This is a genomic window from Cobetia crustatorum (assembly GCF_000591415.1).
Classification (GTDB): domain Bacteria; phylum Pseudomonadota; class Gammaproteobacteria; order Pseudomonadales; family Halomonadaceae; genus Cobetia; species Cobetia crustatorum.
The window spans coordinates 1-22,122 of record NZ_JEMF01000037.1 but is presented as its reverse complement, the minus strand read 5'-3'; the positions used below and the strand labels follow the sequence as shown (position 1 = coordinate 22,122).

The 22,122-nt window shown below is 57.3% G+C and carries 19 protein-coding genes and 2 pseudogenes; 20 read left to right on the top strand and 1 reads right to left on the bottom strand.

The window, feature by feature from the left end; all coding sequences use genetic code 11:
• The first annotated feature begins 427 nt into the window (after positions 1-427).
• The 17 genes and pseudogenes from mnmG (at position 428) to rluF (ending at position 18,299) form a co-directional block, all read left to right on the top strand.
• Positions 428-2,374, top strand: a complete 1,947-nt coding sequence (gene mnmG, locus BF12_RS0108925) for a tRNA uridine-5-carboxymethylaminomethyl(34) synthesis enzyme MnmG (RefSeq protein WP_024951973.1) — start codon at positions 428-430, stop codon at positions 2,372-2,374.
• Entirely contained in the window at positions 2,371-3,021 is a 651-nt protein-coding gene (gene rsmG, locus BF12_RS0108920; RefSeq protein WP_024951972.1) for a 16S rRNA (guanine(527)-N(7))-methyltransferase RsmG, read from the top strand. The genes mnmG and rsmG overlap by 4 nt, the downstream gene beginning before the upstream one ends.
• Before the next feature lie 156 nt (positions 3,022-3,177).
• Positions 3,178-3,945 carry a ParA family protein gene (locus BF12_RS0108915; protein WP_024951971.1) on the top strand — a complete coding sequence of 256 codons (768 nt, stop codon included), beginning with the start codon at positions 3,178-3,180 and terminating at the stop codon, positions 3,943-3,945.
• Between the two features lie 18 nt (positions 3,946-3,963).
• Positions 3,964-4,911 carry a ParB/RepB/Spo0J family partition protein gene (locus BF12_RS0108910; RefSeq protein WP_024951970.1) on the top strand — a complete coding sequence of 316 codons (948 nt, stop codon included), beginning with the start codon at positions 3,964-3,966 and terminating at the stop codon, positions 4,909-4,911.
• 347 nt (positions 4,912-5,258) lie between these two features.
• Positions 5,259-5,699 carry an ATP synthase subunit I gene (locus BF12_RS0108905; RefSeq protein WP_248623654.1) on the top strand — a complete coding sequence of 147 codons (441 nt, stop codon included), beginning with the start codon at positions 5,259-5,261 and terminating at the stop codon, positions 5,697-5,699.
• Between the two features lie 9 nt (positions 5,700-5,708).
• On the top strand, positions 5,709-6,572 hold the full coding sequence (gene atpB, locus BF12_RS0108900; protein ID WP_024951968.1) for a F0F1 ATP synthase subunit A: 864 nt from the start codon (positions 5,709-5,711) through the stop codon (positions 6,570-6,572).
• 101 nt (positions 6,573-6,673) lie between these two features.
• Positions 6,674-6,922, top strand: a complete 249-nt coding sequence (gene atpE / locus BF12_RS0108895) for a F0F1 ATP synthase subunit C (RefSeq protein ID WP_011508579.1) — start codon at positions 6,674-6,676, stop codon at positions 6,920-6,922.
• A gap of 64 nt (positions 6,923-6,986) precedes the next feature.
• On the top strand, positions 6,987-7,457 hold the full coding sequence (locus BF12_RS0108890; protein WP_024951967.1) for a F0F1 ATP synthase subunit B: 471 nt from the start codon (positions 6,987-6,989) through the stop codon (positions 7,455-7,457).
• Between the two features lie 13 nt (positions 7,458-7,470).
• Positions 7,471-8,013: a F0F1 ATP synthase subunit delta gene (locus BF12_RS0108885; RefSeq protein ID WP_024951966.1), complete on the top strand. Its 543-nt coding sequence runs from the start codon at positions 7,471-7,473 to the stop codon at positions 8,011-8,013.
• 16 nt (positions 8,014-8,029) lie between these two features.
• Positions 8,030-9,574, top strand: coding sequence for a F0F1 ATP synthase subunit alpha (gene atpA, locus BF12_RS0108880; RefSeq protein ID WP_024951965.1), 1,545 nt, complete (start codon positions 8,030-8,032; stop codon positions 9,572-9,574).
• Positions 9,575-9,641: 67 nt separating this feature from the next.
• Complete coding sequence (gene atpG, locus BF12_RS0108875) at positions 9,642-10,508, top strand: F0F1 ATP synthase subunit gamma (protein ID WP_024951964.1); 867 nt, start codon at positions 9,642-9,644, stop codon at positions 10,506-10,508.
• Positions 10,509-10,564: 56 nt separating this feature from the next.
• Positions 10,565-11,938, top strand: a complete 1,374-nt coding sequence (atpD, locus tag BF12_RS0108870; protein ID WP_024951963.1) for a F0F1 ATP synthase subunit beta — start codon at positions 10,565-10,567, stop codon at positions 11,936-11,938.
• A gap of 29 nt (positions 11,939-11,967) precedes the next feature.
• A complete protein-coding gene (locus tag BF12_RS0108865) occupies positions 11,968-12,393 on the top strand; it encodes a F0F1 ATP synthase subunit epsilon (protein ID WP_024951962.1) in 426 nt (141 codons plus the stop codon).
• 295 nt (positions 12,394-12,688) lie between these two features.
• Positions 12,689-14,058, top strand: a pseudogene (glmU, locus tag BF12_RS19425) (bifunctional UDP-N-acetylglucosamine diphosphorylase/glucosamine-1-phosphate N-acetyltransferase GlmU).
• A 186-nt stretch (positions 14,059-14,244) separates the two neighbouring features.
• Positions 14,245-15,024: a DeoR/GlpR family DNA-binding transcription regulator gene (locus BF12_RS0108855; RefSeq protein WP_024951961.1), complete on the top strand. Its 780-nt coding sequence runs from the start codon at positions 14,245-14,247 to the stop codon at positions 15,022-15,024.
• An 11-nt stretch (positions 15,025-15,035) separates the two neighbouring features.
• Positions 15,036-16,882, top strand: a pseudogene (glmS, locus tag BF12_RS19420) (glutamine--fructose-6-phosphate transaminase (isomerizing)).
• A 181-nt stretch (positions 16,883-17,063) separates the two neighbouring features.
• Positions 17,064-18,299, top strand: coding sequence for a 23S rRNA pseudouridine(2604) synthase RluF (gene rluF / locus BF12_RS21665; RefSeq protein ID WP_024951960.1), 1,236 nt, complete (start codon positions 17,064-17,066; stop codon positions 18,297-18,299).
• On the opposite strand, the gene BF12_RS0108840 is transcribed toward rluF, so the two are convergent.
• Positions 18,215-18,910: a YitT family protein gene (locus BF12_RS0108840; RefSeq protein WP_024951959.1), complete on the bottom strand. Its 696-nt coding sequence runs from the start codon at positions 18,908-18,910 to the stop codon at positions 18,215-18,217. The genes rluF and BF12_RS0108840 overlap by 85 nt on opposite strands.
• Before the next feature lie 26 nt (positions 18,911-18,936).
• On the opposite strand from BF12_RS0108840, the gene BF12_RS21990 reads away from it, so the two are divergent.
• The 3 genes from BF12_RS21990 (at position 18,937) to BF12_RS0108825 (ending at position 21,837) form a co-directional block, all read left to right on the top strand.
• Entirely contained in the window at positions 18,937-19,086 is a 150-nt protein-coding gene (locus tag BF12_RS21990; RefSeq protein ID WP_156941156.1) for a hypothetical protein, read from the top strand.
• A gap of 94 nt (positions 19,087-19,180) precedes the next feature.
• Positions 19,181-20,089, top strand: coding sequence for a DUF72 domain-containing protein (locus tag BF12_RS0108830; RefSeq protein WP_084488048.1), 909 nt, complete (start codon positions 19,181-19,183; stop codon positions 20,087-20,089).
• A gap of 380 nt (positions 20,090-20,469) precedes the next feature.
• Positions 20,470-21,837: a sodium-dependent transporter gene (locus BF12_RS0108825; protein ID WP_024951957.1), complete on the top strand. Its 1,368-nt coding sequence runs from the start codon at positions 20,470-20,472 to the stop codon at positions 21,835-21,837.
• The last annotated feature ends 285 nt before the right edge of the window (positions 21,838-22,122 follow it).

Sequence of the window (22,122 nt, the reverse complement as noted above, 5' to 3'; positions counted from 1 at the left end):
CCTATCGGGATCAATATGATCTCTTCGCCATGCATCTGTTCGGGATAACGAACACCCGGATGATTCATTCGATACGCAGATAGATTCACTTCGAAAATCGAAGCCTCAAGCGATAGCCGATGATTGACCGATTGGTGCGGTATCGGCACCGTGGAGGCTGTCCACATCACATCGGTCTAGCCCGGCGGTTGTGGAAAACTCCTGACGCTTACCCACAGGCGGTTTATACTGTGCGGCCCAGACGTCATCTCGATTCTGAACATCAGCTCCCCAACCAGGGTCGAGCAGGTCCTATCGGTGACGATCATTCATCCGTCACAGCCGTCTGCCAGACGCCGATCCAACATTGGATTTGGCCGTTTTGCCTGATCTGCACTGTGCAGACAGCGCTTCATCCCAAAGTTTTGTGATACCCCGAGGTGCCAACGTGGATTACCCGAACCGCTTTGACGTGATCGTCATCGGCGGCGGTCATGCCGGTACGGAAGCCGCACTGGCTGCTGCCCGCATGGGTCGCCAGACCCTGCTGCTGACTCATAACATCGAGACGCTGGGCCAGATGTCCTGCAATCCGGCCATTGGCGGGATTGGCAAGAGCCATCTGGTCAAGGAAATTGATGCGCTGGGCGGTGCCATGGGTCTGGCCACCGACATGGCGGGTATCCAATTCCGTACGTTGAATGCCCGCAAGGGGCCTGCGGTTCGAGCCACTCGTGCTCAAGCAGACCGGGCGCTGTACAAAGCCGCCATTCGCAGTCAGCTGGAAAATCAGCCGAATCTGACGCTGTTCCAACAAGGCGCTGAAGATCTGATCGTCGAGGGTGATACCGTGCGGGGCGTGGTCACTCAGACCGGTATTCGCTTCCATGCCACCACGGTGGTTCTGGCAACAGGTACTTTCCTTGGCGGTGTGATTCACATCGGTCTGGATAATCATGCCGGAGGACGAGCAGGGGATCCGCCGGCAAACGGTCTGGCCGCTCGACTTCGTGAGCTACCGTTCCGGGTCGATCGTCTCAAGACAGGAACCCCGCCGCGTATCGATGCCAAGAGTGTCGATTTCAGCATGATGGAAGCGCAGCCCGGCGATACGCCACGTCCGGTGATGTCTTACATGGGCAGTCGTGAGCTGCATCCTGAGCAGGTCAACTGCTACATCACTCACACCAATGAGCGGACTCACGAGATTATCTTCGCCAATCTTGATCGTTCGCCGATGTATTCAGGTGTGATCGGTGGTGTCGGCCCGCGTTATTGCCCGTCCATCGAGGACAAGGTGCACCGTTTCGCAGACAAGAACAGCCATCAGGTATTCATTGAGCCTGAAGGTCTCAACACTCATGAGCTGTATCCCAATGGCATCTCTACTTCGCTGCCCTTTGATACGCAGCTCGAGGTAGTGCGTTCGATTCGTGGCATGGAAAACGCCCACATCACGCGTCCTGGTTACGCCATTGAATATGATTTTTTCAACCCCCAGGATCTGCTGCACTCTCTTGAGACGCGCTTTGTCAAGAATCTGTTCTTTGCAGGGCAGATCAACGGCACCACTGGTTACGAAGAAGCTGGCGCACAAGGTCTGCTGGCCGGTGTAAATGCGGCGCTGCGTGCCACAGACGACGAAGCTTGGCATCCGCTACGTAATGAGGCGTATACCGGCGTGATGGTCGATGACCTGATTACGCTCGGAACACGCGAGCCGTATCGCATGTTCACGTCTCGTGCTGAATATCGTCTGCTACTGCGCGAAGACAATGCTGACTTGCGTCTGACCGAGAAGGGCCGTGAACTCGGGTTGATCGATGATGCACGCTGGGCCGCTTTTGAAGCCAAGCGTGACGCCATCTCTCGCGAGACGACACGCCTTGAAAGCACTTGGCTGACACCTTCGAGCCCTGAGTTGGCACCATTGGCGGACAAGCTGAGCTCACCGCTCAAGCGCGAAGCGAGTCTGATGGAGCTTCTCAAGCGTCCGGAACTTGAATACCCAGACGTGGCCAGTCTCAAGGGCCAAGGTGTCGAGGATTGGCGCATCGCCGAGCAGGTGCAGATTACGGCCAAGTACGCTGGTTATATCCAGCGTCAACAGGAAGAGATCGATCGCCTGCGTCGTCACGAGAACACCGCTCTGCCGGAAGGTATCGATTACGATACGGTTGATGGGCTGTCCAACGAGATTAAGCAGAAGCTCAACGAAGCGCGGCCGGTCACACTGGCCCATGCTGGCCGTATCTCTGGTGTTACCCCTGCAGCAGTATCTATCTTGTTGATTCACATGAAAAAGCGTCAACTTCTCAAGACAGATGTAGCAGCCGAAATGACCTCTGAACAAGATGTGGCATCTCTGGCAGTGGATACCGGAGCAGCCCAATGAGTCATGCACTGAACGAGACTCAACTAGCCCGTTGTGGCCAGTTGCTAAGCCGCGGTGCAGACGCACTCGATATTGCTCTGAGCGATGAGCAACATGCCCAGTTGATGACGCTGCTGGTGCTGTTGCACAAGTGGAATCGTGCCTATAACCTCACCGCGGTACGTGAGCCGGAAGCGATGGTGACACGTCATCTGCTCGACAGTCTTAGCGTGCTGCCGTATATAAAGGGCCCACGCCTGCTGGATGTGGGTGCAGGTCCCGGGTTACCGAGTATCGTGATCGCCATCATGCGGCCTGATATTGATGTTGTGCCATTGGACTCCAATGGTAAAAAGGTGCGCTTCCAGATTCAGGCAGGGCATGAGCTGAGTCTGAAGAATTTGCACCCGACCCAAGTACGTATTGAAGCCTATGACGGTGCGCCTTTTGAGCAAATCATCTCGCGAGCCTTTGCGGACACCGATGCTTTTGTCAACCTGTCAGCTTCCGTGCTGGCTGAAGGTGGCGAATGGCTGGCCATGAAGGGACGCGTACCGAAAGATGAGATCGCACGACTGCCGCAGGGCGTGTCGTTGATCGAGACATTGCGGTTGGCAGTCCCTGGTGAGGAGGGTGAACGTCACCTTCTGCGCCTGAAATGTGACTGATTCAGCGATACAAGGCGTGCGCAGGGATTGTGCCGGGCGCAAAAGGCAGGCAGCCTGAAGCCAGCTCTTCATGAAGGACAGATCATTGATCTGTCCTTCATGAACATGCAGCAGGTGCCGCTGGCCCCGCTTCTCAAGGAACCAAGGAAGTCGCTCGTGACCAAGATCATCGCGCTGACCAACCAGAAAGGTGGCGTCGGCAAGACCACCACTGCTGTCAATCTGGCGGCCTCGCTGGCGGCGCTCGATCGCCGCGTTTTGTTGATCGATCTCGATCCTCAAGGCCACGCCACCATGGGCAGTGGTATCGACAAGCATGACCTCGACGGCAGTGTACTGGATGTATTACTGGGCGATCTTCGCGCTAGTGATGTGATTCTCGACTGCCCTGATGCAGGCTATGCCTTGTTGCCCGGCAATGGCGACCTTACCGCTGCTGAAGTCAATCTGCTGTCTGTTGAAGGTCGAGAACGTCGTCTCAGCGAAGCTCTTGCGCCCATCGCCGGTGAGTACGACGTGGTACTGATTGACTGCCCCCCCTCCCTGAATATGCTGACAGTCAATGCACTGACAGCCGCGCATGGTGTATTGATTCCATTGCAGTGCGAGTTTTATGCACTGGAAGGGTTGTCGGCACTGCTGGATACGGTCGAACAGATTCAGGCTAACGTAAATCCGGCCCTCGACGTATTTGGTATCGTGCGCACCATGTATGACGCGCGTAATAGTCTGACTCGCGATGTCAGCAAGCAACTTTCCGATTACTTTGGCGACACCCTGATCAAGGCCACTATTCCGCGCAACGTGCGGGTAGCTGAGGCGCCAAGTCATGGGCTGCCGGTGACCAAATATGCGCGTCTATCGCGTGGCAGCCAGGCATATAGGGTGCTCGCCAAGGAATTGATTCGTCGTCTCTCGCTGTAACTTTACCGAGGAAGGTTCATGACGCGTAAGCGTGCCCTGGGAAAGGGTCTGGATGCCCTGATTGGCGCCGGAAGCCGTCGCCGCCATGCCGAAATCGATATTGAGGCAGCTGGCGGTGCGACTGGCGATGCATCGCTGGAAGTCTCGCACGCTGCTGAAGCGGTAGATTCGGCTGCCGAGATGCCAAGCGAGCGCCTCGAACGTATACCACTAGGACAGTTGCAGCGCGGCAAGTATCAACCGCGGCGTGATATCCAGCCGGATGCACTTGAAGAGCTTGCGGACTCCATTCGCGCTCAAGGCGTCATGCAGCCCATCGTGGTTCGCTCGATAGGGGAAGGGCGTTACGAGATTATCGCGGGTGAGCGTCGTTGGCGAGCCTCGCAACTGGCCGAGCTGGATACCATCCCGGCGGTTATCCGTGAGGGTATCAGTGACGAGGTTGCGCTGGCGTTAGCGCTGATCGAAAACATTCAGCGTGAGAATCTCAATCCCGTCGAAGAAGCGATGGCACTCAAGCGCTTGCTTGAAGAGTTTGAATTGACTCAGCAGCAAGTGGGGGATGCTGTAGGCCGCTCTCGTGCCCAGGTCACCAATCTGCTGCGTTTGCTGACGCTGGAAGAAGAGGTGCAGACCCGTCTGGAACGAGGTGAGCTGGATATGGGCCATGCCCGTGCTTTGATCGGGCTCAGTCCGGCACGGCAGCGCAAGTTGGCACATGATGTGGTGGAGCGCGAACTGACTGTACGCCAGACCGAGGCTTTAGTGAAAAGCGTTCAGCAAGGCGAGCAGTCCAAGGCAATGCCAACGCGGCCGAATGCCGATATCCAGCGCCTTGAAACGAGTCTTTCTGAGCGGCTCGGCGCTGCAGTCAGCATTCGTCATGGCAAGAGCGGCAAGGGTAAGGTCACCATCTCTTATACAAGTCTCGACGAGCTGGATGGCATTCTCGGCCACATCAAGTAATCGTCAGAGTTATGTTGGTGCGCTCGCTCTGGAAAACTTTTGTTCTGAAACGCTGCGCGCCCCTGTGACCTATTGTCGCAGGGGCGCGAAAAGTATCTGTCTATTGTTCTTGAATAGAGCGCTTTTAGACGACAGGGTTGTGATTGACGCAACCCTTGGTCGCTCGCGGTGCAAGTGACTGTCAACGTAAGCCAACCGTCATCTGTTTCCTGCAAGATGGTGAGGCTTTGGTCGTAAGCTTGCGAAAGATCAAGGAATTTAGCCGACAGTTTGGTTGATGGCCGTGCAGCGCTCCCCTATAATCCGGCGAGTTTGCTCCTTGGCTGCGTGAAGCGTAGTCACCAGGAATGGCGATTGCCATCACCGCGATACACAGGCCCAAGATGCACAAGACGACACCCGCTGCACTGCGACGCCCTCAGGTTGCACGACTTCTTTGGGGACAGGCGCTGGTGATTGTGCTTGCCATGTTATTGGCGGGACTGACAAAAGGGAGCAGTGCTGCTATCTCTGCCCTGAGTGGTGGATTAGTCTGCTTGCTGCCTAATCTGTTTTTCGCCTGGCGTTCGCTCCGTGTGACCGGTGCGCGTTACGCTCAGGCAATGGTCAAGGCCTTCTATCAGGCTGAGGCCGGAAAGTTCGGTTTGACGGCCGTATTGTTTGCGTTTTTCTTCATCGCAGTGCCGCCCTCAAACCCCGCTTTATTTTTTTGCGCTTACGTGGCGGCAATGGCAGTTCACTGGCTAGGTCCTTGGCTAGTGAAGCGAACACCGTACACACGAACCTGAGGCAGAGTCATGGCAGGCAATAACCCGAGCTCCTCCGAATATATTCGGCACCACCTGCAGAATCTAACGTTCGGTAATCATCCGGAGCACGGATGGTCGATGGCCCACAATGCTCAAGAAGCGACCGACATGGGTTTCTGGGCGATTCACCTGGATACCATGGGCTGGTCCATCGGCCTGGGGCTGATTTTCCTGTTCGTGTTCCGCAAAGTGGCCAAGACCGCGACGACTGGCGTGCCCAGTGGTCTTCAGAATTTCGTTGAGCTGATGGTCGAGTTTGTTGATCAGTCCGTACGTGAGACCTTCCACGGCCGCTCACGACTGATCGCACCGTTATCACTGACGATCTTCTGTTGGATCTTCCTGATGAACGTGATGGACTTGATCCCCGTCGACTGGCTACCGGGCGTTGCCGCCAAGGTTGGCGAGATGTTCGGCGCCGATCCGGCTCATGTGTTCTTCAAGGTGGTGCCGTCGACTGACATCAATGCCACGCTCGGCATGTCACTGTCTGTCTTCGCGCTGATCATCTTCTACTCCATTCGCGTCAAGGGCCTCAAGGGCTTCGTGGCCGAGCTGACCCTGCATCCATTCAATACCCCGAACAAGCTGGCGCAGATTGCCCTGATTCCGGTCAACTTCCTGCTCGAGTTCGTGACGCTGATCGCCAAGCCAATCTCTCTGGCACTGCGTCTGTTCGGTAACATGTATGCAGGCGAGCTGATCTTCATTCTGATCTCGCTGGTCGGTATCTGGCAGCTGCCGCTACACTTCCCGTGGGCAGTCTTCCATATCCTGGTCATCACCCTGCAGGCCTTCATCTTCATGATGCTGACCATCGTGTATCTGAGCATGGCTAGCGAAGATCACTGATGTTATTCGCCCCACGTCTTGACGGGCGTGGGGCAAGATTTCCGAGCTCTGCTCACACCCTCAACCCTTGACTTAAACTTGACTAAAACTGGAGTTCCACAATGGAAGCACAAGTTCTTGGCATGACCGCTATCGCCGTCTCCCTGCTGATCGGCTTGGGTGCCCTGGGCACCGCCATCGGTTTCGGTATTCTCGGTGGCAAGTTCCTGGAAGGCGCCGCGCGCCAGCCGGAAATGATCCCGCAGCTGCAGGTCAAGATGTTCATCGTCGCTGGTCTGCTGGATGCCGTGACCATGATCGGTGTTGGTATCGCGCTGTTCTTCACCTTCGCCAACCCGTTTGTCGGTTAAACCTCGGCTGGCCCAAGGCCGACCGTGATTTTGACCCAACAATCGTGAAGCGAGAGGTGCTGGCGTGAATCTGAACTTAACCCTGATTGGTCAGGCCATCGCCTTTGCGGTCTTCGTTTTCTTCTGCATGAAGTATGTTTGGCCGCCGGTCACACAGGCTCTGGCAGAACGTCAGAAGAAGATTGCAGATGGTCTGGATGCTGCCAGCCGTGCTACCCGTGACCTCGAACTGGCGCAGGAAAAAGCCAGCGAGACACTACGGGAAAGCAAGGATGAAGCAGCACGCATCATTGAACAGACCCACAAGCGCTCCAACCAGATGATCGAGGAAGCGCGTGAAAATGCACGTGCTGAAGGCGAGCGTATGGTTGCGCAGGCTCGTGCTGAAATCACCCAGGAAATCAATCAGGCCAAGGACGAGCTCCGTGGTCAGGTTGCATCTCTGGCAGTGATTGGCGCAGAGCGCATCCTGGAATCCTCCATTGACGAAGCCAAGCATCGCGAGCTGATTGACAAGCTCGCCGCTGAGCTCTGAGGAGTCTGATTCCATGGCTGAAACGTCTACCTCCACTGCAGCTCGCCCGTACGCCAAGGCGGCGTTCGAGTTTGCACGCGACCAGCAGGCGCTAGAGGTTTGGTCCGGAATGTTGTCGACAGCGGCACTTGTCGCTGTCGACGCAAACGTCAAGGCAGTGCTCGATAATCCGAAGCTCCCTACCGAGCACCGGATCGATATCTTCCTGGACGTCTGTGGCGACGCGCTGGATGACAGCGCACGCAATTTCATCCGGACTCTCGGCGAGCAGGACCGTCTATCGGCCCTGCCGTCCGTGGCCGAATTGTTCGAGGCTCAGAAGGCCGAGCAGGAAAAGCGTGTCGAGGTGACCCTGGTGTCAGCCTTTGCACTTGAGAGTGAGCAAGAAGAAAAGCTCGCTGCTGCCCTGCAAAAGCGTCTGAATCGCGACATCTCCATTACCACTCAGGTGGATAGTACGCTGCTCGGCGGCGTCATCATCCGCGCTGGAGATACTGTCATTGACGGCTCCATTCGCGGCAAGCTGGCGCGGCTTTCTGAAGCACTGAACTCCTGAGTCCGAGGGACATGGCATGCAGCAACTGAATCCTTCCGAGATCAGCGACATCATCAAGCAGCGTATCGAAAAGCTTGACGTCGCATCCGAAGCCCGTAATCAGGGCACCATCGTCAGCGTTTCCGACGGCATCGTACAGATCCACGGTCTCGCAGACGTCATGTTCGGTGAGATGATCGAATTCCCGGGTGGCGTCTTTGGTATGGCGCTTAACCTGAACCGCGACAATGTCGGTGCTGTCGTTCTGGGTGATTACCTGCAACTTGAAGAAGGCATGACCGTGCAGTGCACCGGTCGCATTCTTGAAGTGCCGGTAGGCCCGGAACTCGTCGGCCGTGTGGTCGATGCACTGGGTAACCCGATTGACGGCAAAGGCCCTATTGAAGCCAAGCTGACCGACGCGGTTGAAAAGGTTGCACCGGGCGTCATCGCTCGTGAACCTGTCGATCAGCCGGTACAGACGGGCCTCAAGTCCATCGATGCCATGGTGCCGATCGGCCGTGGTCAGCGCGAGCTGATCATCGGTGACCGTCAGATTGGTAAATCTGCCATCGCGATTGATGCCATCATCAATCAGAAGGGCAAGGGTGTTACCTGCGTCTACGTCGCTATCGGCCAGAAGCAGTCCACCATTGCCAACGTGGTGCGCAAGCTGGAAGAACACGGCGCGATGGAACACACCATCATCGTGGCTGCCGGTGCATCTGATCCGGCCGCGATGCTGTTCCTGGCACCGTATTCCGGCTGCACCATGGGCGAGTACTTCCGTGACCGTGGTGAAGACGCGATGATCGTCTATGACGATCTGACCAAGCAAGCATGGGCGTATCGTCAGATCTCCCTGCTGCTCAAGCGTCCGCCGGGCCGTGAAGCCTATCCGGGTGACGTCTTCTATCTCCACTCCCGTCTGCTTGAGCGTTCTGCACGCGTCAACGCCGATTACGTCGAACAGTTCACCAAAGGTGAAGTGAAAGGCAAGACCGGCTCACTGACTGCACTGCCGATCATCGAGACGCAGGGTGGCGACGTGTCTGCGTTCGTTCCGACCAACGTGATTTCCATCACCGACGGTCAGATCTTCCTCGAGACCAGCCTGTTCAACTCCGGTATTCGTCCGTCCATCAACGCGGGTCTGTCAGTCTCCCGTGTCGGTGGTGCTGCGCAGACCAAGATCATCAAGAAGTTGGGTGGTGGTGTTCGTCTGGCACTCGCACAGTATCGTGAGCTGGCGGCCTTCTCGCAGTTTGCTTCTGATCTGGACGAAGCGACTCGCAAGCAGCTCGAGCATGGTCAGCGTGTCACCGAGCTGATGAAGCAGAAGCAGTACTCTCCGATGTCCGTGGCCGATATGGCGATCTCGCTGTTCGCGGCCAACGAAGGCTACCTGAACGACGTTGACGTCTCCAAGGTGCTGGACTTCGAGAAGGCGCTGTTGGACTTCATGCGCTCAGAGCACGCGGATCTTCTGGACAAGATCAATCAGTCCGGCGGCTACGATGATGAGATCAAGAATGGTCTCAAGGCTGGCGTCGAGAAGTTCAAGGCGACCCAGAGCTGGTAAGTGGCATGGCCCGGTGCAACCGGGCCCTGTCGTTTCCCTTCGGGTGGCATGAATAGGGCAGATCGCTATGGCAGCTGCAAAAGAGATTCGCTCCCAGATCGGGAGCATCAAAAATACGCAAAAGATCACCAGCGCCATGGAAATGGTGGCTGCATCTAAAATGCGTAAAGCGCAGGATCGCATGGCGGCCAGCCAGCCTTATGCTCATCAGATCCGCAAGGTTGTAGGACACATCGCCCGGGCTAATCCGGAGTATCGCCATCCGTATCTGATGGAACGCGATGTGAAGCGTGTCGGTTATATCGTGGTCTCCAGTGATCGCGGCCTGTGTGGTGGCCTGAACGCCAATTTGTTCAAAGCCGTCACCAAGCATGCGAAAAGCTGGCGCGACCAGGGTGTCGAGGTGGACTTCTGTGCCCTCGGCTCCAAGGCCGGTACCTTCTTCCGCAACTACGGTGGCAACCTGCTTGCCGCCAAATCCGGCCTCGGAGATGCTCCGGGCGCCCAGGATCTGATTGGTAGCGTCAAGGCCATGCTGGACGCATTCGACGAGGGCAGCCTCGACCGTCTGTACGTGGTGTTCAATGAGTTCGTCAACACCATGACGCAGAAGCCGGTCGTCCGTCAGCTGCTTCCTCTCGAAGCTGATCAGAACGACGAAGAAACCGGTCCCACTACATGGGACTACCTGTATGAGCCGGATGCCGTCTCGTTGCTCGACAAGCTGCTCAAACGCTATGTCGAGGCCCAGGTCTATCAGGCCGTGGTCGAGAACATCGCCTGCGAACAAGCAGCGCGAATGATCGCAATGAAGAGTGCTACCGATAATGCCGGCGACCTGATCGACGACCTTCAGCTGGTCTATAACAAGGCCCGCCAGGCAGCGATCACTCAGGAAATCTCCGAGATCGTATCCGGTGCCGCTGCCGTCTGATGACAGCGTGGCAACAGGCAAGCAGGTTTCAATCGCAGGTTTAAGAGGAACCAGGAATGAGCGGACGTATCGTACAAATCATCGGCGCGGTGATTGACGTCGAGTTTCCGCGGGACGCAGTGCCCAAGGTCTACGAAGCCCTGAACGTCGCCGATAGTGAGACCGTGCTTGAAGTCCAGCAACAGCTGGGTGATGGCGTGGTGCGTACTATCGCAATGGGTTCGACCGAAGGTCTCAAGCGCAGTCTCGCAGTTGAGAGCACCGGTGCTCCGATCACCGTGCCGGTCGGCACGGCGACTCTGGGTCGCATCATGAACGTGCTGGGTCAGCCGATCGACGAAGCCGGTGACGTGGGTGCTGAAGAGCACATGCCGATCCACCGCGCAGCCCCGAGCTTCGCGGAACAGGCAGCCTCTAACGAGCTGCTGGAAACCGGCATCAAGGTCATCGATCTGGTCTGCCCGTTCGCCAAGGGCGGCAAGGTCGGCCTGTTTGGCGGCGCTGGTGTGGGCAAGACCGTCAACATGATGGAGCTGATCCGCAACATCGCCACCGAGCACAGCGGTTATTCCGTGTTCGCGGGTGTTGGCGAGCGTACTCGTGAAGGTAACGATTTCTATCACGAGATGAAGGAATCGAACGTTCTCGACAAGGTCGCATTGGTCTATGGTCAGATGAACGAGCCGCCGGGTAACCGTCTGCGCGTTGCACTGACTGGTCTGACCATCGCCGAGAAGTTCCGTGACGAAGGTCGCGACGTACTGCTGTTCGTCGACAACATCTATCGTTACACCCTGGCGGGGACCGAAGTGTCCGCACTGTTGGGTCGTATGCCGTCTGCGGTAGGTTATCAGCCGACTCTGGCGGAAGAGATGGGTGTCCTTCAGGAACGCATCACTTCTACCAAGACTGGCTCGATCACTTCCGTACAGGCCGTTTACGTCCCTGCGGATGACTTGACCGATCCGTCTCCGGCGACCACCTTCTCGCACCTTGACGCGACCGTCGTACTGTCTCGTCAGATTGCCGAGCTGGGTATCTATCCGGCGGTTGATCCGCTCGACTCCACCTCTCGTCAGCTCGACCCATTGGTCGTTGGTGAGGAGCACTACAACACAGCCCGTAATGTTCAGGGTGTGTTGCAGCGCTACAAGGAGCTGAAAGACATCATCGCCATCCTCGGGATGGACGAGTTGTCTGACGAAGACAAGCAGAGCGTGGCACGTGCGCGTAAGATCCAGCGCTTCCTGTCTCAGCCGTTCTTCGTGGCGGAAATCTTCACCGGCGCGCCGGGCAAGTACGTGTCTCTCAAGGACACCATCCGCGGCTTCCAGGGTATCCTGGACGGCGAATATGACGAACTGCCGGAGCAGGCGTTCTACATGGTCGGCACCATCGATGAAGCTGTCGAGAAAGCCAAGGGCATGTAATTTCCCTGTTCAGGCATGAGGAAACAGGTATGGCTATGAGCGTCCATTGCGACATCGTCAGCGCCGAGAAAGGCATCTTTTCCGGCCTGGTCGAGCGTCTCGTGGCTGCCGGCAGTGAAGGTGACCTTGGCATCATGCCAGGTCATGCTCCACTGCTGACTGTGCTGCTCCCCGGTCCGGTGCGTATCCAGCGCCAGGGCGGGGCTGAGGAAATCTATTACGTCAGTGGTGGATTCCTTGAAGTGCAGCCGAACCTCGTTTCAGTCCTCGCCGACACAGCGGTACGTGCCGACGACCTGGATGAGGCGGCAGCCCAGGAAGCCAAGGATCAGGCCTTGCAGGCCATGAATAACCAGGCTTCCGAACTGGAATACTCACGTGCCACGGCCGAATTGGCCGAAGCGATGGCTCAGCTGCGCACCGTGCGGCAGCTGCGTGATCGCTACAAGCGCTGAGGTTCACTGGGCCAACACGGCCAGTGGCATGAAAAAGGCGACCTTCGGGTCGCCTTTTTCATGCCTGATTTATGTCTAACAAGAGGTGAAAACTCTCACTTCAGCGCATATCAATAATGTGAGCCATTGGGATCACGATCAGCCGCCCGGTGGGATGTTCCCGCAGGAGTCGGCGCACGGCGACATCAGCGTGGGCAAACCTCGCCACTGGCAGGCAACCCACCAGCTGCTATGATGGCGCCAGTTTTTTTAGGGGCTTCAGGCATGAAGCGCCCATTTCTACAGGAGTTGAAAGATGAGCACTGCAGACCGCACCGATGTTGTCATCCTTGCCGCTGGCCAGGGCACCCGCATGCGTTCCAAGTTGCCGAAGGTGCTGCATCCACTGGCTGGCAAAGCATGGTGCGGCACGTGGCGGATACTGCTGCAGGATTGAAAGGTGCGCGTCTGAATGTGGTCATTGGTCACGGTGGGGAGCGCGTACAGCAACAGTTGGCTGAGACGGGTGCCAGCTTCGCTGTGCAATCAGAGCAAAAGGGGACCGGCCATGCCGTGGCCCAGGCGCTGGAGGCGATCGGTGACGATAAGGTGTTGATCCTTTACGGCGATGTGCCGCTGATTCGTCGCGAGACGCTGGAGGCATTGCTGGCCGAAGTCAGTGAGCAGACGCTAGGGCTGCTGACGGTGATCCTCGATGATCCGACGGGTTACGGTCGTATCGTGCGTGATGCCGAGGGGCGCGTCAGCGCCATCGTCGAGCACAAGGATACCACGCCGGAGCAGCTGGCAATTCAGGAAGGCAACACCGGCATTCTTGCCACCACCGGCGCGCAGCTCAAGCGCTGGTTGCCGGCGCTATCTGCTGATAATGCCCAGGGTGAGTACTATCTGACCGATATCATCGCCATGGCAGCAGGCGAAGGTGTCACCATTGCCACTGCACAGCCGGCCGCGGTCGAAGAAGTGCAGGGCGTCAACAATCGTCTGCAATTGGCTGGGCTTGAGCGTGCTTTCCAGCGCCGTGAAGCCGATCGACTGATGACCGAAGGCGCCAGCCTCGCAGATCCGTCACGTATCGATGTACGCGGTGAGCTAAGCATCGGTACTGATATCAGCATTGATGTGGGCTGCGTGTTTGAAGGCAAGGTCAGCATCGGTGACGACGTGGTCATCGGTGCCCACTGCGTGATCAGCAATGCCAGCATTGGCGCAGGCACGCATATCGCACCGCACAGCGTCATTGATGGTGCCGTGCTGGAAGGTGACAACAATGTCGGGCCGTTTGCGCGCCTGCGTCCGGGAACCGAGCTTGCGCGTGGTGCGCGCATCGGTAACTTCGTCGAGACCAAGAATGCTCAGGTGGGCGTGAATGCCAAGATCAATCACCTGAGCTACATCGGCGATGCCACACTCGGCGAAGCTGTCAACGTCGGTGCTGGCACCATCACCTGTAACTATGATGGCGCCAACAAGTTCCGCACTGAAATCGGTGCCAATGCCTTCATCGGTTCCAACTCTGCGTTGGTGGCACCGCTCAAGATTGGCGCGGGCGCGACAGTAGGTGCTGGGTCGACGTTGAGCCGTGACGTTGCAGATGGCGCGCTGAGCGTGGCGCGTGGCAAGCGTGTCGATAAGCCACAATGGCCACGCCCGACGAAGAAGTAAGTGGCGAGAAGTAGCTGTTAGGCATCGTGTGGTAACGCGTGCATGAGGCAGATACGACGGGGGATACCGAGAGGTGTCCCCCGTCGTGCATCCAGAGTATGGATCTCATCATGCAATGTTGTCTTTCGCTTGATGTTTCGTTTTACCTCTTTTATCTTTCGGTTCGAAACTTCATGGGAGTCCCCGATGTCAAAGCGACTGACACCACAACGGCGTCACCAGATCCTCGATCAGCTGGCGTGTGATGGTGAAGTCAGTGTCGAGGCGCTGGCGAGGGAGCTTGCCACTTCGGAGGTCACCATCCGTAAGGACTTGGCCTTTCTCGAGAAAAGCGGTTTGTTGCTGCGTCGCTATGGTGGTGCCGTAGCCATGCCACGTGAGTTGCTGGTACATGACGAGCCGGTGAGTGCCGCCAAACAGGCCATCGCTCGGTTGGCGGCCAGTCGCATTCGTGCCCATCAGCGCATCATCATCGACAGCGGCACGACCACTGTGGTGTTGATTCCCGAGCTCAAGGGTCGTGATGACCTGATCGTGATGACCAACTCGCTGAGCGTTGCCAATGCCATCCGCGAGTTGGAGAACGAGCCGGTATTGCTGATGACGGGCGGTACCTGGGATCCACATTCCGACTCCTTCCAGGGTCAGGTGGCGGAGCAGGTACTGCGCAGCTATGACTTTGATCAGGTCTTTCTTGGCGCGGACGGTCTGGATGTCGAGCGTGGCACTACCACCTTCAATGAGCTGATCGGCCTGTCACGCGTGATGGCCGAGGTGTCGCGCGAAGTGGTGGTGATGGCGGAATCCCACAAGCTGGGCCGCCGCATTCCCAATCTGGAGCTGGGTTGGTCCAGCGTCAGTACCCTGATTACCGATGACGCGCTGCCCAGTGCCGCGCGTGACCAAATTCGTGCCCATGGCGTCGAGGTACTTGTTGCCCCTCTGCCTGCGCACACCCCAGCATAAGGAGATTGCTCATGTGTGGAATCGTAGGCGCTGTCGCTAGTCGTAACGTTCAGAACATCCTGCTTGAGGGGCTGCATCGCCTCGAATATCGCGGCTATGACAGCGCGGGCATGGCAGTGCTCTCGGAAGAAGGGCGTCTGAACCGCGTTCGTGCACTGGGCAAGGTCGGTGCGCTGGAAGCGCGTCTGGGTGATTCGCCGCTCAAGGGTCGCGTGGGTATTGCTCACACGCGCTGGGCCACACATGGTGCCCCGACGGAAGCCAACGCTCACCCGCATCAGTCAGGTGACAGCCTGGCCGTGGTGCATAACGGCATCATCGAGAATTACGAAACCCTCAAGCGTGAGCTGCAAGGTCAGGGCTATGTCTTCACCTCCGAGACTGACACTGAAGTCGTCGCTCATCTGTTGGCGCGCGAATACACCCTGAGTCAGGACCTGCTGACTGCAGTGCAGAAATCCGTTGCGCTGTTGGATGGTGCCTTCGCGTTGGGTGTGATTCATCGCGCTCAGCCAGATGTGCTGATTGGCGCGCGTCAGGGCAGCCCGCTGGTGATCGGTGTGGGTATCGATGAGCACTTCCTGGCCTCTGATCAGCTGGCCCTGCTGCAGGTCACCGACCGCTTCATCTATCTCAAGGAAGGCGACCTGGTCCGCATGACAGCGGAGCAGGTCGAGATCTTTGAGCAGGGCGAGCGCCTGATCACCTCGACCAACGAGCGTCCGATCCAGATCTTCGAACACGCACAGGACGCTGCTTCGAAAGGCGACTATCGCCACTTCATGCTCAAGGAAATTCACGAACAGTCGCGGGTGTTGGCCGCTACGCTGGAAGGCCGCCTGAACGGTGACCGTGTACTGGTACGCAGCTTTGGCAGTGAAGCTGAGACACTGTTCAGTCAGGTCAAACAGGTGCAGATCGTCGCCTGCGGCACCAGCTATCACGCCGGCATGGTGGCGCGTTACTGGATAGAGCGTCTGGCGGGTATTCCGGCAGCGGTCGAGGTCGCTTCTGAATTCCGTTATCGTCCGGTCGTCGTGGCTGATGGCACCCTGTTCGTGACCCTGTCCCAGTCTGGTGAGACCGCGGATACGCTGTCTGCATTGCGCTATGCGCAGTCGCTGGGTGGCTTCCTGGGCAGCCTGGCAATCTGCAACGTACCGGGAAGCTCACTGGTGCGCGAGTCTGACCTCAGCCTGATGACGATGGCCGGCCCAGAAATCGGCGTTGCTTCTACCAAGCCTTCACTACCCAGCTGGTCGGCCTGATGCTGCTGACCCTGGCGCTGCGCCGTATGCGTGGTGGTGATGACGCGGGCGAAGCCGAGGTCGTACGTGACCTACGTGCGCTGCCGGGTCTGGTGACCAAGGCACTGGCGATGGACAGCGAGATCGAGCGTCTCTCCGAGGCGTTTGCCGACAAGCACAATGCTCTGTTCCTTGGTCGCGGCACCCAGTTCCCTATCGCACTGGAAGGCGCGCTCAAGCTCAAGGAAATCTCCTATATCCACGCCGAGGCGTATCCGGCGGGCGAGCTGAAGCATGGCCCGCTGGCGCTGGTGGATGCTGACATGCCAGTCGTGGCAGTTGCGCCCAATGACGAGCTTATTGAGAAGCTCAAGTCGAATCTGCAGGAAGTCCGCGCGCGTGGCGGTGAATTGTTCGTCTTCGCCGACGAAAATATCAGTCTGGAAGAGAGCGAGGGGGTGCGCGTGTTACGTATGCCTCACGTCAGCGAGCTGTTGGCACCGATTCTCTATACGTTGCCGCTACAGCTACTGTCTTATCATGTGGCCGTGCTCAAGGGCACCGATGTGGATCAGCCGCGTAACCTGGCCAAGAGCGTCACGGTCGAGTAAACCGATCGACAAGACTCACGGGACAGTGCCTGAAACTGGTATGTTCCGAGTCAACGAGGGGCAACTCCTCGTCCGCCAGACGGCAGCCTCAGGGCTGCCGTTTTGGTATCCTGTGCACCTGTCTTCTTATTCCCTTCCGTCCGCTGCGCGTTCATCGCCCGGCGCACGCACGTGACCTGCCATGACTGATCGTGACGCATCGCTTACCCGCCTCAACAAGTTCATCAGCGAAACAGGCTTCTGCTCGCGCCGTGAGGCCGACCGTTACATTGCCGATGGACGAGTGACCATCAATGGTATCGTGCCCGAAATGGGGACCAAGGTGGCGCCGAGTGATGAGGTGCTGGTCAATGGCAAGCCATTGAAAGAAAAGAAAGAAGCCGTCTACCTGGCCTTCAACAAACCAGTGGGCATCACCTGTACGACCGAGCGGCATGTTGATGGCAACATCATCGATTATATCGGGCATCCGCAACGTATTTTCCCTATTGGCCGGCTCGATAAGCCGTCTGATGGTTTGATCTTTCTGACCAGCGACGGCGATATCGTCAACAAGATTCTGCGTGCCGGCAATGCTCACGAGAAGGAGTACGTAGTGCGGGTCGACAGGCCCGTCACGACAGACTTCCTCAAGCGGATGGCGGCGGGTGTACCGATTCTCGACACTGTTACTCTACCGTGTCGTATCGAGCAGATATCGACCTACGTATTTCGCATCACGCTGACCCAGGGGTTGAATCGTCAGATTCGCCGCATGTGCGAGGCGCTGGGCTATGAGGTCTTCAAGCTCAAGCGCGTGCGGATCATGAATATCAGTCTGGAAGGGCTTGGTATTGGCCAATGGCGCTATCTGACCAAGCGCGAGATGGCGAATATCCAGCAGATGATCGAAGGGTCTAGCGGTACTGAGGAAGCTTCGAGAGCGGAGGCTGCTCCTGCACCATCTCAGCATGCGGTGGCTGCGCGTAGCCAGCGTGTCGCACAGGATACTGATGCTAGACGTGGCTCACACAGGGACGCGCCGAGTAAAAAGACGGCTAGCCGAAAATCGACCCAACAAGATGCCTCATTCCGCCGTGAGCGGCCGGCGAAAGATCGCTCTAGCCCAGGGCGTTCTGAACAGGAGCGCTCGCGTGATGCTGGCAGCAATGGGGGGCGCAATAGCAGCAGCGGTCTGGCGGGCGGTCTCAAGCCTCGGACACGTGGGAACGCGACAAGTGGCACGACCAAGAAAGGCAGCAATGGTGGCAATGGCAAGAGCCTGCGGGTAAGGGGGCGGCTAGCAAGGGCCCTCGTTCACCGTCTGGCGGTAACCGAGGACGTCGCTGAGCACTATCCAGCGGCCTGCACACTGTCTTCGCTGCTGTGTGTGATATCCCTCGTTGTTTTTGTAGTCTGTGGTGTACGACGGTGGTAACGGCCAAGCACGAAGGATAGCGTGGCAAAGGCCAGCGCAGAGCCCACGACCTGTGGCCAGGGATAGGCCAGCGCCGCGAGCGCAATCAGCAGCAGATCAAAACTGAACGTGGTGCGCCCGGCGTGAATACCGAAGCGACGCTCCAGGTGTAGCGATAGAATATTCAGCCCGCCCAGTGAGGCGTTCTCGCGAAATAGCAGCGTCACGCCGAGGCCGATCAACAGCCCGGCAGCGACAGCGGCGACAGGCAAGCTGACTTCGCCCAGGGGCAGGCTGCTGGTCAGCACATCGGACAGTACTGATAGCAGGGTGACGCAGCCCAGTGTACGTAGGGTGAAGTTAAGTCCCAATTGCTTCCAGGCCAGCCAGTAGAAGGGCAGGTTGATCAGGAAGAACAGGCTACCGAAGCTCAGTGATGTGAGGTCAGCTCCTAGCAGTGATATCCCCGCGGTGCCACTGACCAACAGGCCACCGGCCTGCAGCAGATGAACGCCAAGTGCGACGAGCAAGCAACCCTCAACGAGGGTAATTAGGCTACGTAGCGTGATGGCATTGGCCGCCCATGAGCGTCCGCTATTGGCACGCAGAATAAGACGTTGAAAAGCTGTCATGACAGGCTCCGGGATAAGGGCAGTCAATGGAGATGTCTTCCAGCCCGGCTTGTGGCTGGCAGGAAGAGGGGGCCAAGGCGGTGGATGTACCGCCTGTTGGCACTGCGCGTGGCTCGAGCCTCAGCTGTCGCCATGACGTCGTCATGCAGGAAGCGGACCATAGCATGGGGAAGTGACAGTTATTATTGTGCTTACGTCGCTTTGGTGGCAGAAATATCTGCTATGTCATCAGCAGTTATCAAGTGATATCCATTGGGAATCCAGCTCAAGATGCACCATAAGCGCGCAGTTATATCGCCGAATGCACCGACGGTAGACACAGAGTTTGGTGAGCTGCATCTTGGTCTTGCCATGTGGGCCAATGATGATTGGCGAGGCAGCCTGTTACCGGGCAGTGGCCCGCGTGAGCATCTGGCTGACTATGCTCAGGTGTTTGATTGTGTCGAGGGTAATACCAGTTTCTACGCCCAGCCGACAGCAGAGGCCATCGCCAGCTGGGCACGTCAGGCCCCTGCGGGATTTCGCTTCTGCTTCAAGCTGCCGGGACGTCTGACTCACGAATTACGTATGGTGGGGATCGAGGATGAGCTTGCGGCGTTTCTTGAGCGCATCGCACCACTGAAGGGACGTTTGGGACCGATCATGGTTCAGCTGCCACGCGATCTTGGTGGTGAAGTCTTGCCACGCCTGGAGCAGTTCTTCGTCCATGTGCAGGCAGAAGGATTTGAGTGGGCCGTTGAGCCACGAGACCCGATATTTTTCGCCAAGGGTGAGGTAGAACGTCAGTTGAATCGATTGTTGATAAGTCATGGAGTCGATCGCGTGATGTTGGATGTCCGCCCACTCTTCAGCGGGCCGAACACGATACATCCGGGCCTTGCCGTGGCACGTTCGGAAAAGCCGCATCGCCCACTGCATGTGTTCTCCAGCGCCAGACAGCCCATCGTACGCTTCATTGGCCACTACGATGAAGCGACCAATCTACGTCTGTTCGTTCCTTGGATAGAGCGTCTATTTCTGTGGATAAAACAGGGGAAAAGCCCTTTTCTCTTTGTGCATACTCCTGACAACAAGGCGGCACCGGCACTTGCTCGACTGTTAGCCAATCAGGTGCATTCTCGTCTTGGCTGGCGACCGATAGGCGAGTTTCCCGGGGAGTGCCAGGGCAGCCTGTTCTGATATATCGCGTTTAAGGCGCTTATCAACAGTGATATCTCACGGCGTACAATTCTTCCGTGAGGCGATGGTCTGATGGTGGCTTGCTGGCAGATAGAGAGCCAATCAAGTAACTTTAGCTACATGTTGCCTCTACCACGGCGATATTTACCGGAAATGAGCACAATGTTTGTTCCGGCGTGCCTATAGGCACTAGTTTGCCTGCCTTCCATGACCTACCCGGCCATCGGAAGGCGGTAGATGTATTACTGCAGTGATCCTGCGACGCCATCTTGTCTGCAAGCGGATGATCCATCCGAATATGCGACAAGATGCAACAAGCACAACAAGGTGCTCATTGTCCTATCTGCGACAGGCACTCTCGCGACGAATCAGGGATTCACATGTCATCTAAACCGCATACCCACGCACAGTGGTCTTCCCGCCTGGCCTTTACCCTGGCCGCCGTCGGTTCTTCCGTTGGCCTTGGCAATATCTGGAAATTCCCGTACATGACCGGCGAGAGCGGCGGCGGCGCTTTCGTGCTCGTCTATCTGGTCTGTATTCTGCTGATCGGCCTGCCGATCCTGATGTCTGAATGGCTACTTGGTCGTCTGGGTCAGAAGAACCCCATCTCGACCATGAGTAATATCAGTGCACGTCTCAAGCGAAGCCCTGCCTGGGTATTGATCGGGGTCGCCGGTGTCTTGGGCGCCTACTTGATCCTGTCCTTCTATAGCGTGATCGGAGGGTGGGCGCTGGCCTTTATCGCGGACGCAGCAACTGGCAGCTTCGAGAGCCTGACCGCTGATACGGCCGGTAGCCTGTTTGGTGGGCTGCTCAGTAACCCGGCCACTCTTTTGGCCTGGCATAGTGCTTTCATGCTGATGGTCATTCTGGTCGTTGCGGGCGGGGTTGCTGGGGGGCTTGAGCGTGCTGCCAAGATCCTGATGCCGTTGCTGGCGGTCATGCTGATCATGTTGGTCGGCTATGCTGCTACCACCGATGGTTTCGGTGAGGCGGCTGCCTGGCTGCTGACGCCCGATTTCTCAAAGCTCGACAAGGATGGCGTGCTGGCGGCGATGGGACATGCCTTCTTCACCCTGTCATTGGGTATGGGCATCATGATGGCTTACGGTTCCTACCTCTCCGATGACGTCAATATCGGTCGCACCGCATTGATAGTGGTGGTGCTGGATACCGTGATCGCATTGTTGGCAGGTCTGGCCATCTTCCCGGTGGTGTTCTCCAATGGACTCGATGCTGCCGCTGGCCCGGGCCTGATCTTCCAGACTCTGCCATTGGCTTTCGGTCAAATGCCCGGCGGCGAAGTGTTTGGTGTGATGTTCTTCGTGTTGTTGGTGTTCGCGGCTTGGACGTCCGGCATCTCGCTGCTGGAACCCATCGTCGAATGGCTGGAAGAGAAGACACCTATGTCACGCGTTGCCTCTGCCTGGGTGGCCGGTATCGCGACCTGGCTGTTAGGTATTGCCACCATCCTGTCCTTCAATGTGTGGAGCGATGTCTCGCCGCTGGGTATGTTCGGCAAGTTTGAAGGCATGACGGTATTCGACTTGCTCGATTATGCGACCAGTAAATTGATGCTGCCGCTGACTGGCTTGGCGACCATCGTCTTTGTTGGCTGGTTCATGGGCCGTGATGAAGTGCGCAGTCAGCTCAACATGAGCGATTCTGCTTTCTCATTATGGAGCTTCGTGGCTCGTTATATTGCACCGATTGGTGTGGTAGTGGTGTTCGCTTCCAGTCTGTAGGAATGGAAGGTAGTCGTTACTGACGAAGGCATGACTTCTGTTGCAGTATTTCCTGGGAAAGTGTCACACGCGAGGCTCGCCAATTTGGCGGGCCTCGCGTGTTTCTGGAGGTCATTATCAGTCGATAGGGGGAGGTGTTTCATTCCACGGCCATGCAACATAAAGGAGTGAAGCTTCGGTAATCAAGAGCGTGTTGCACCGCAATAGCGCGATGAGAGTCGTGAAAGTGTTGAGATAAGGACTGTCGAAAAAAATAGAGAAAGACTGTCATGCGCTGCTGGGGGG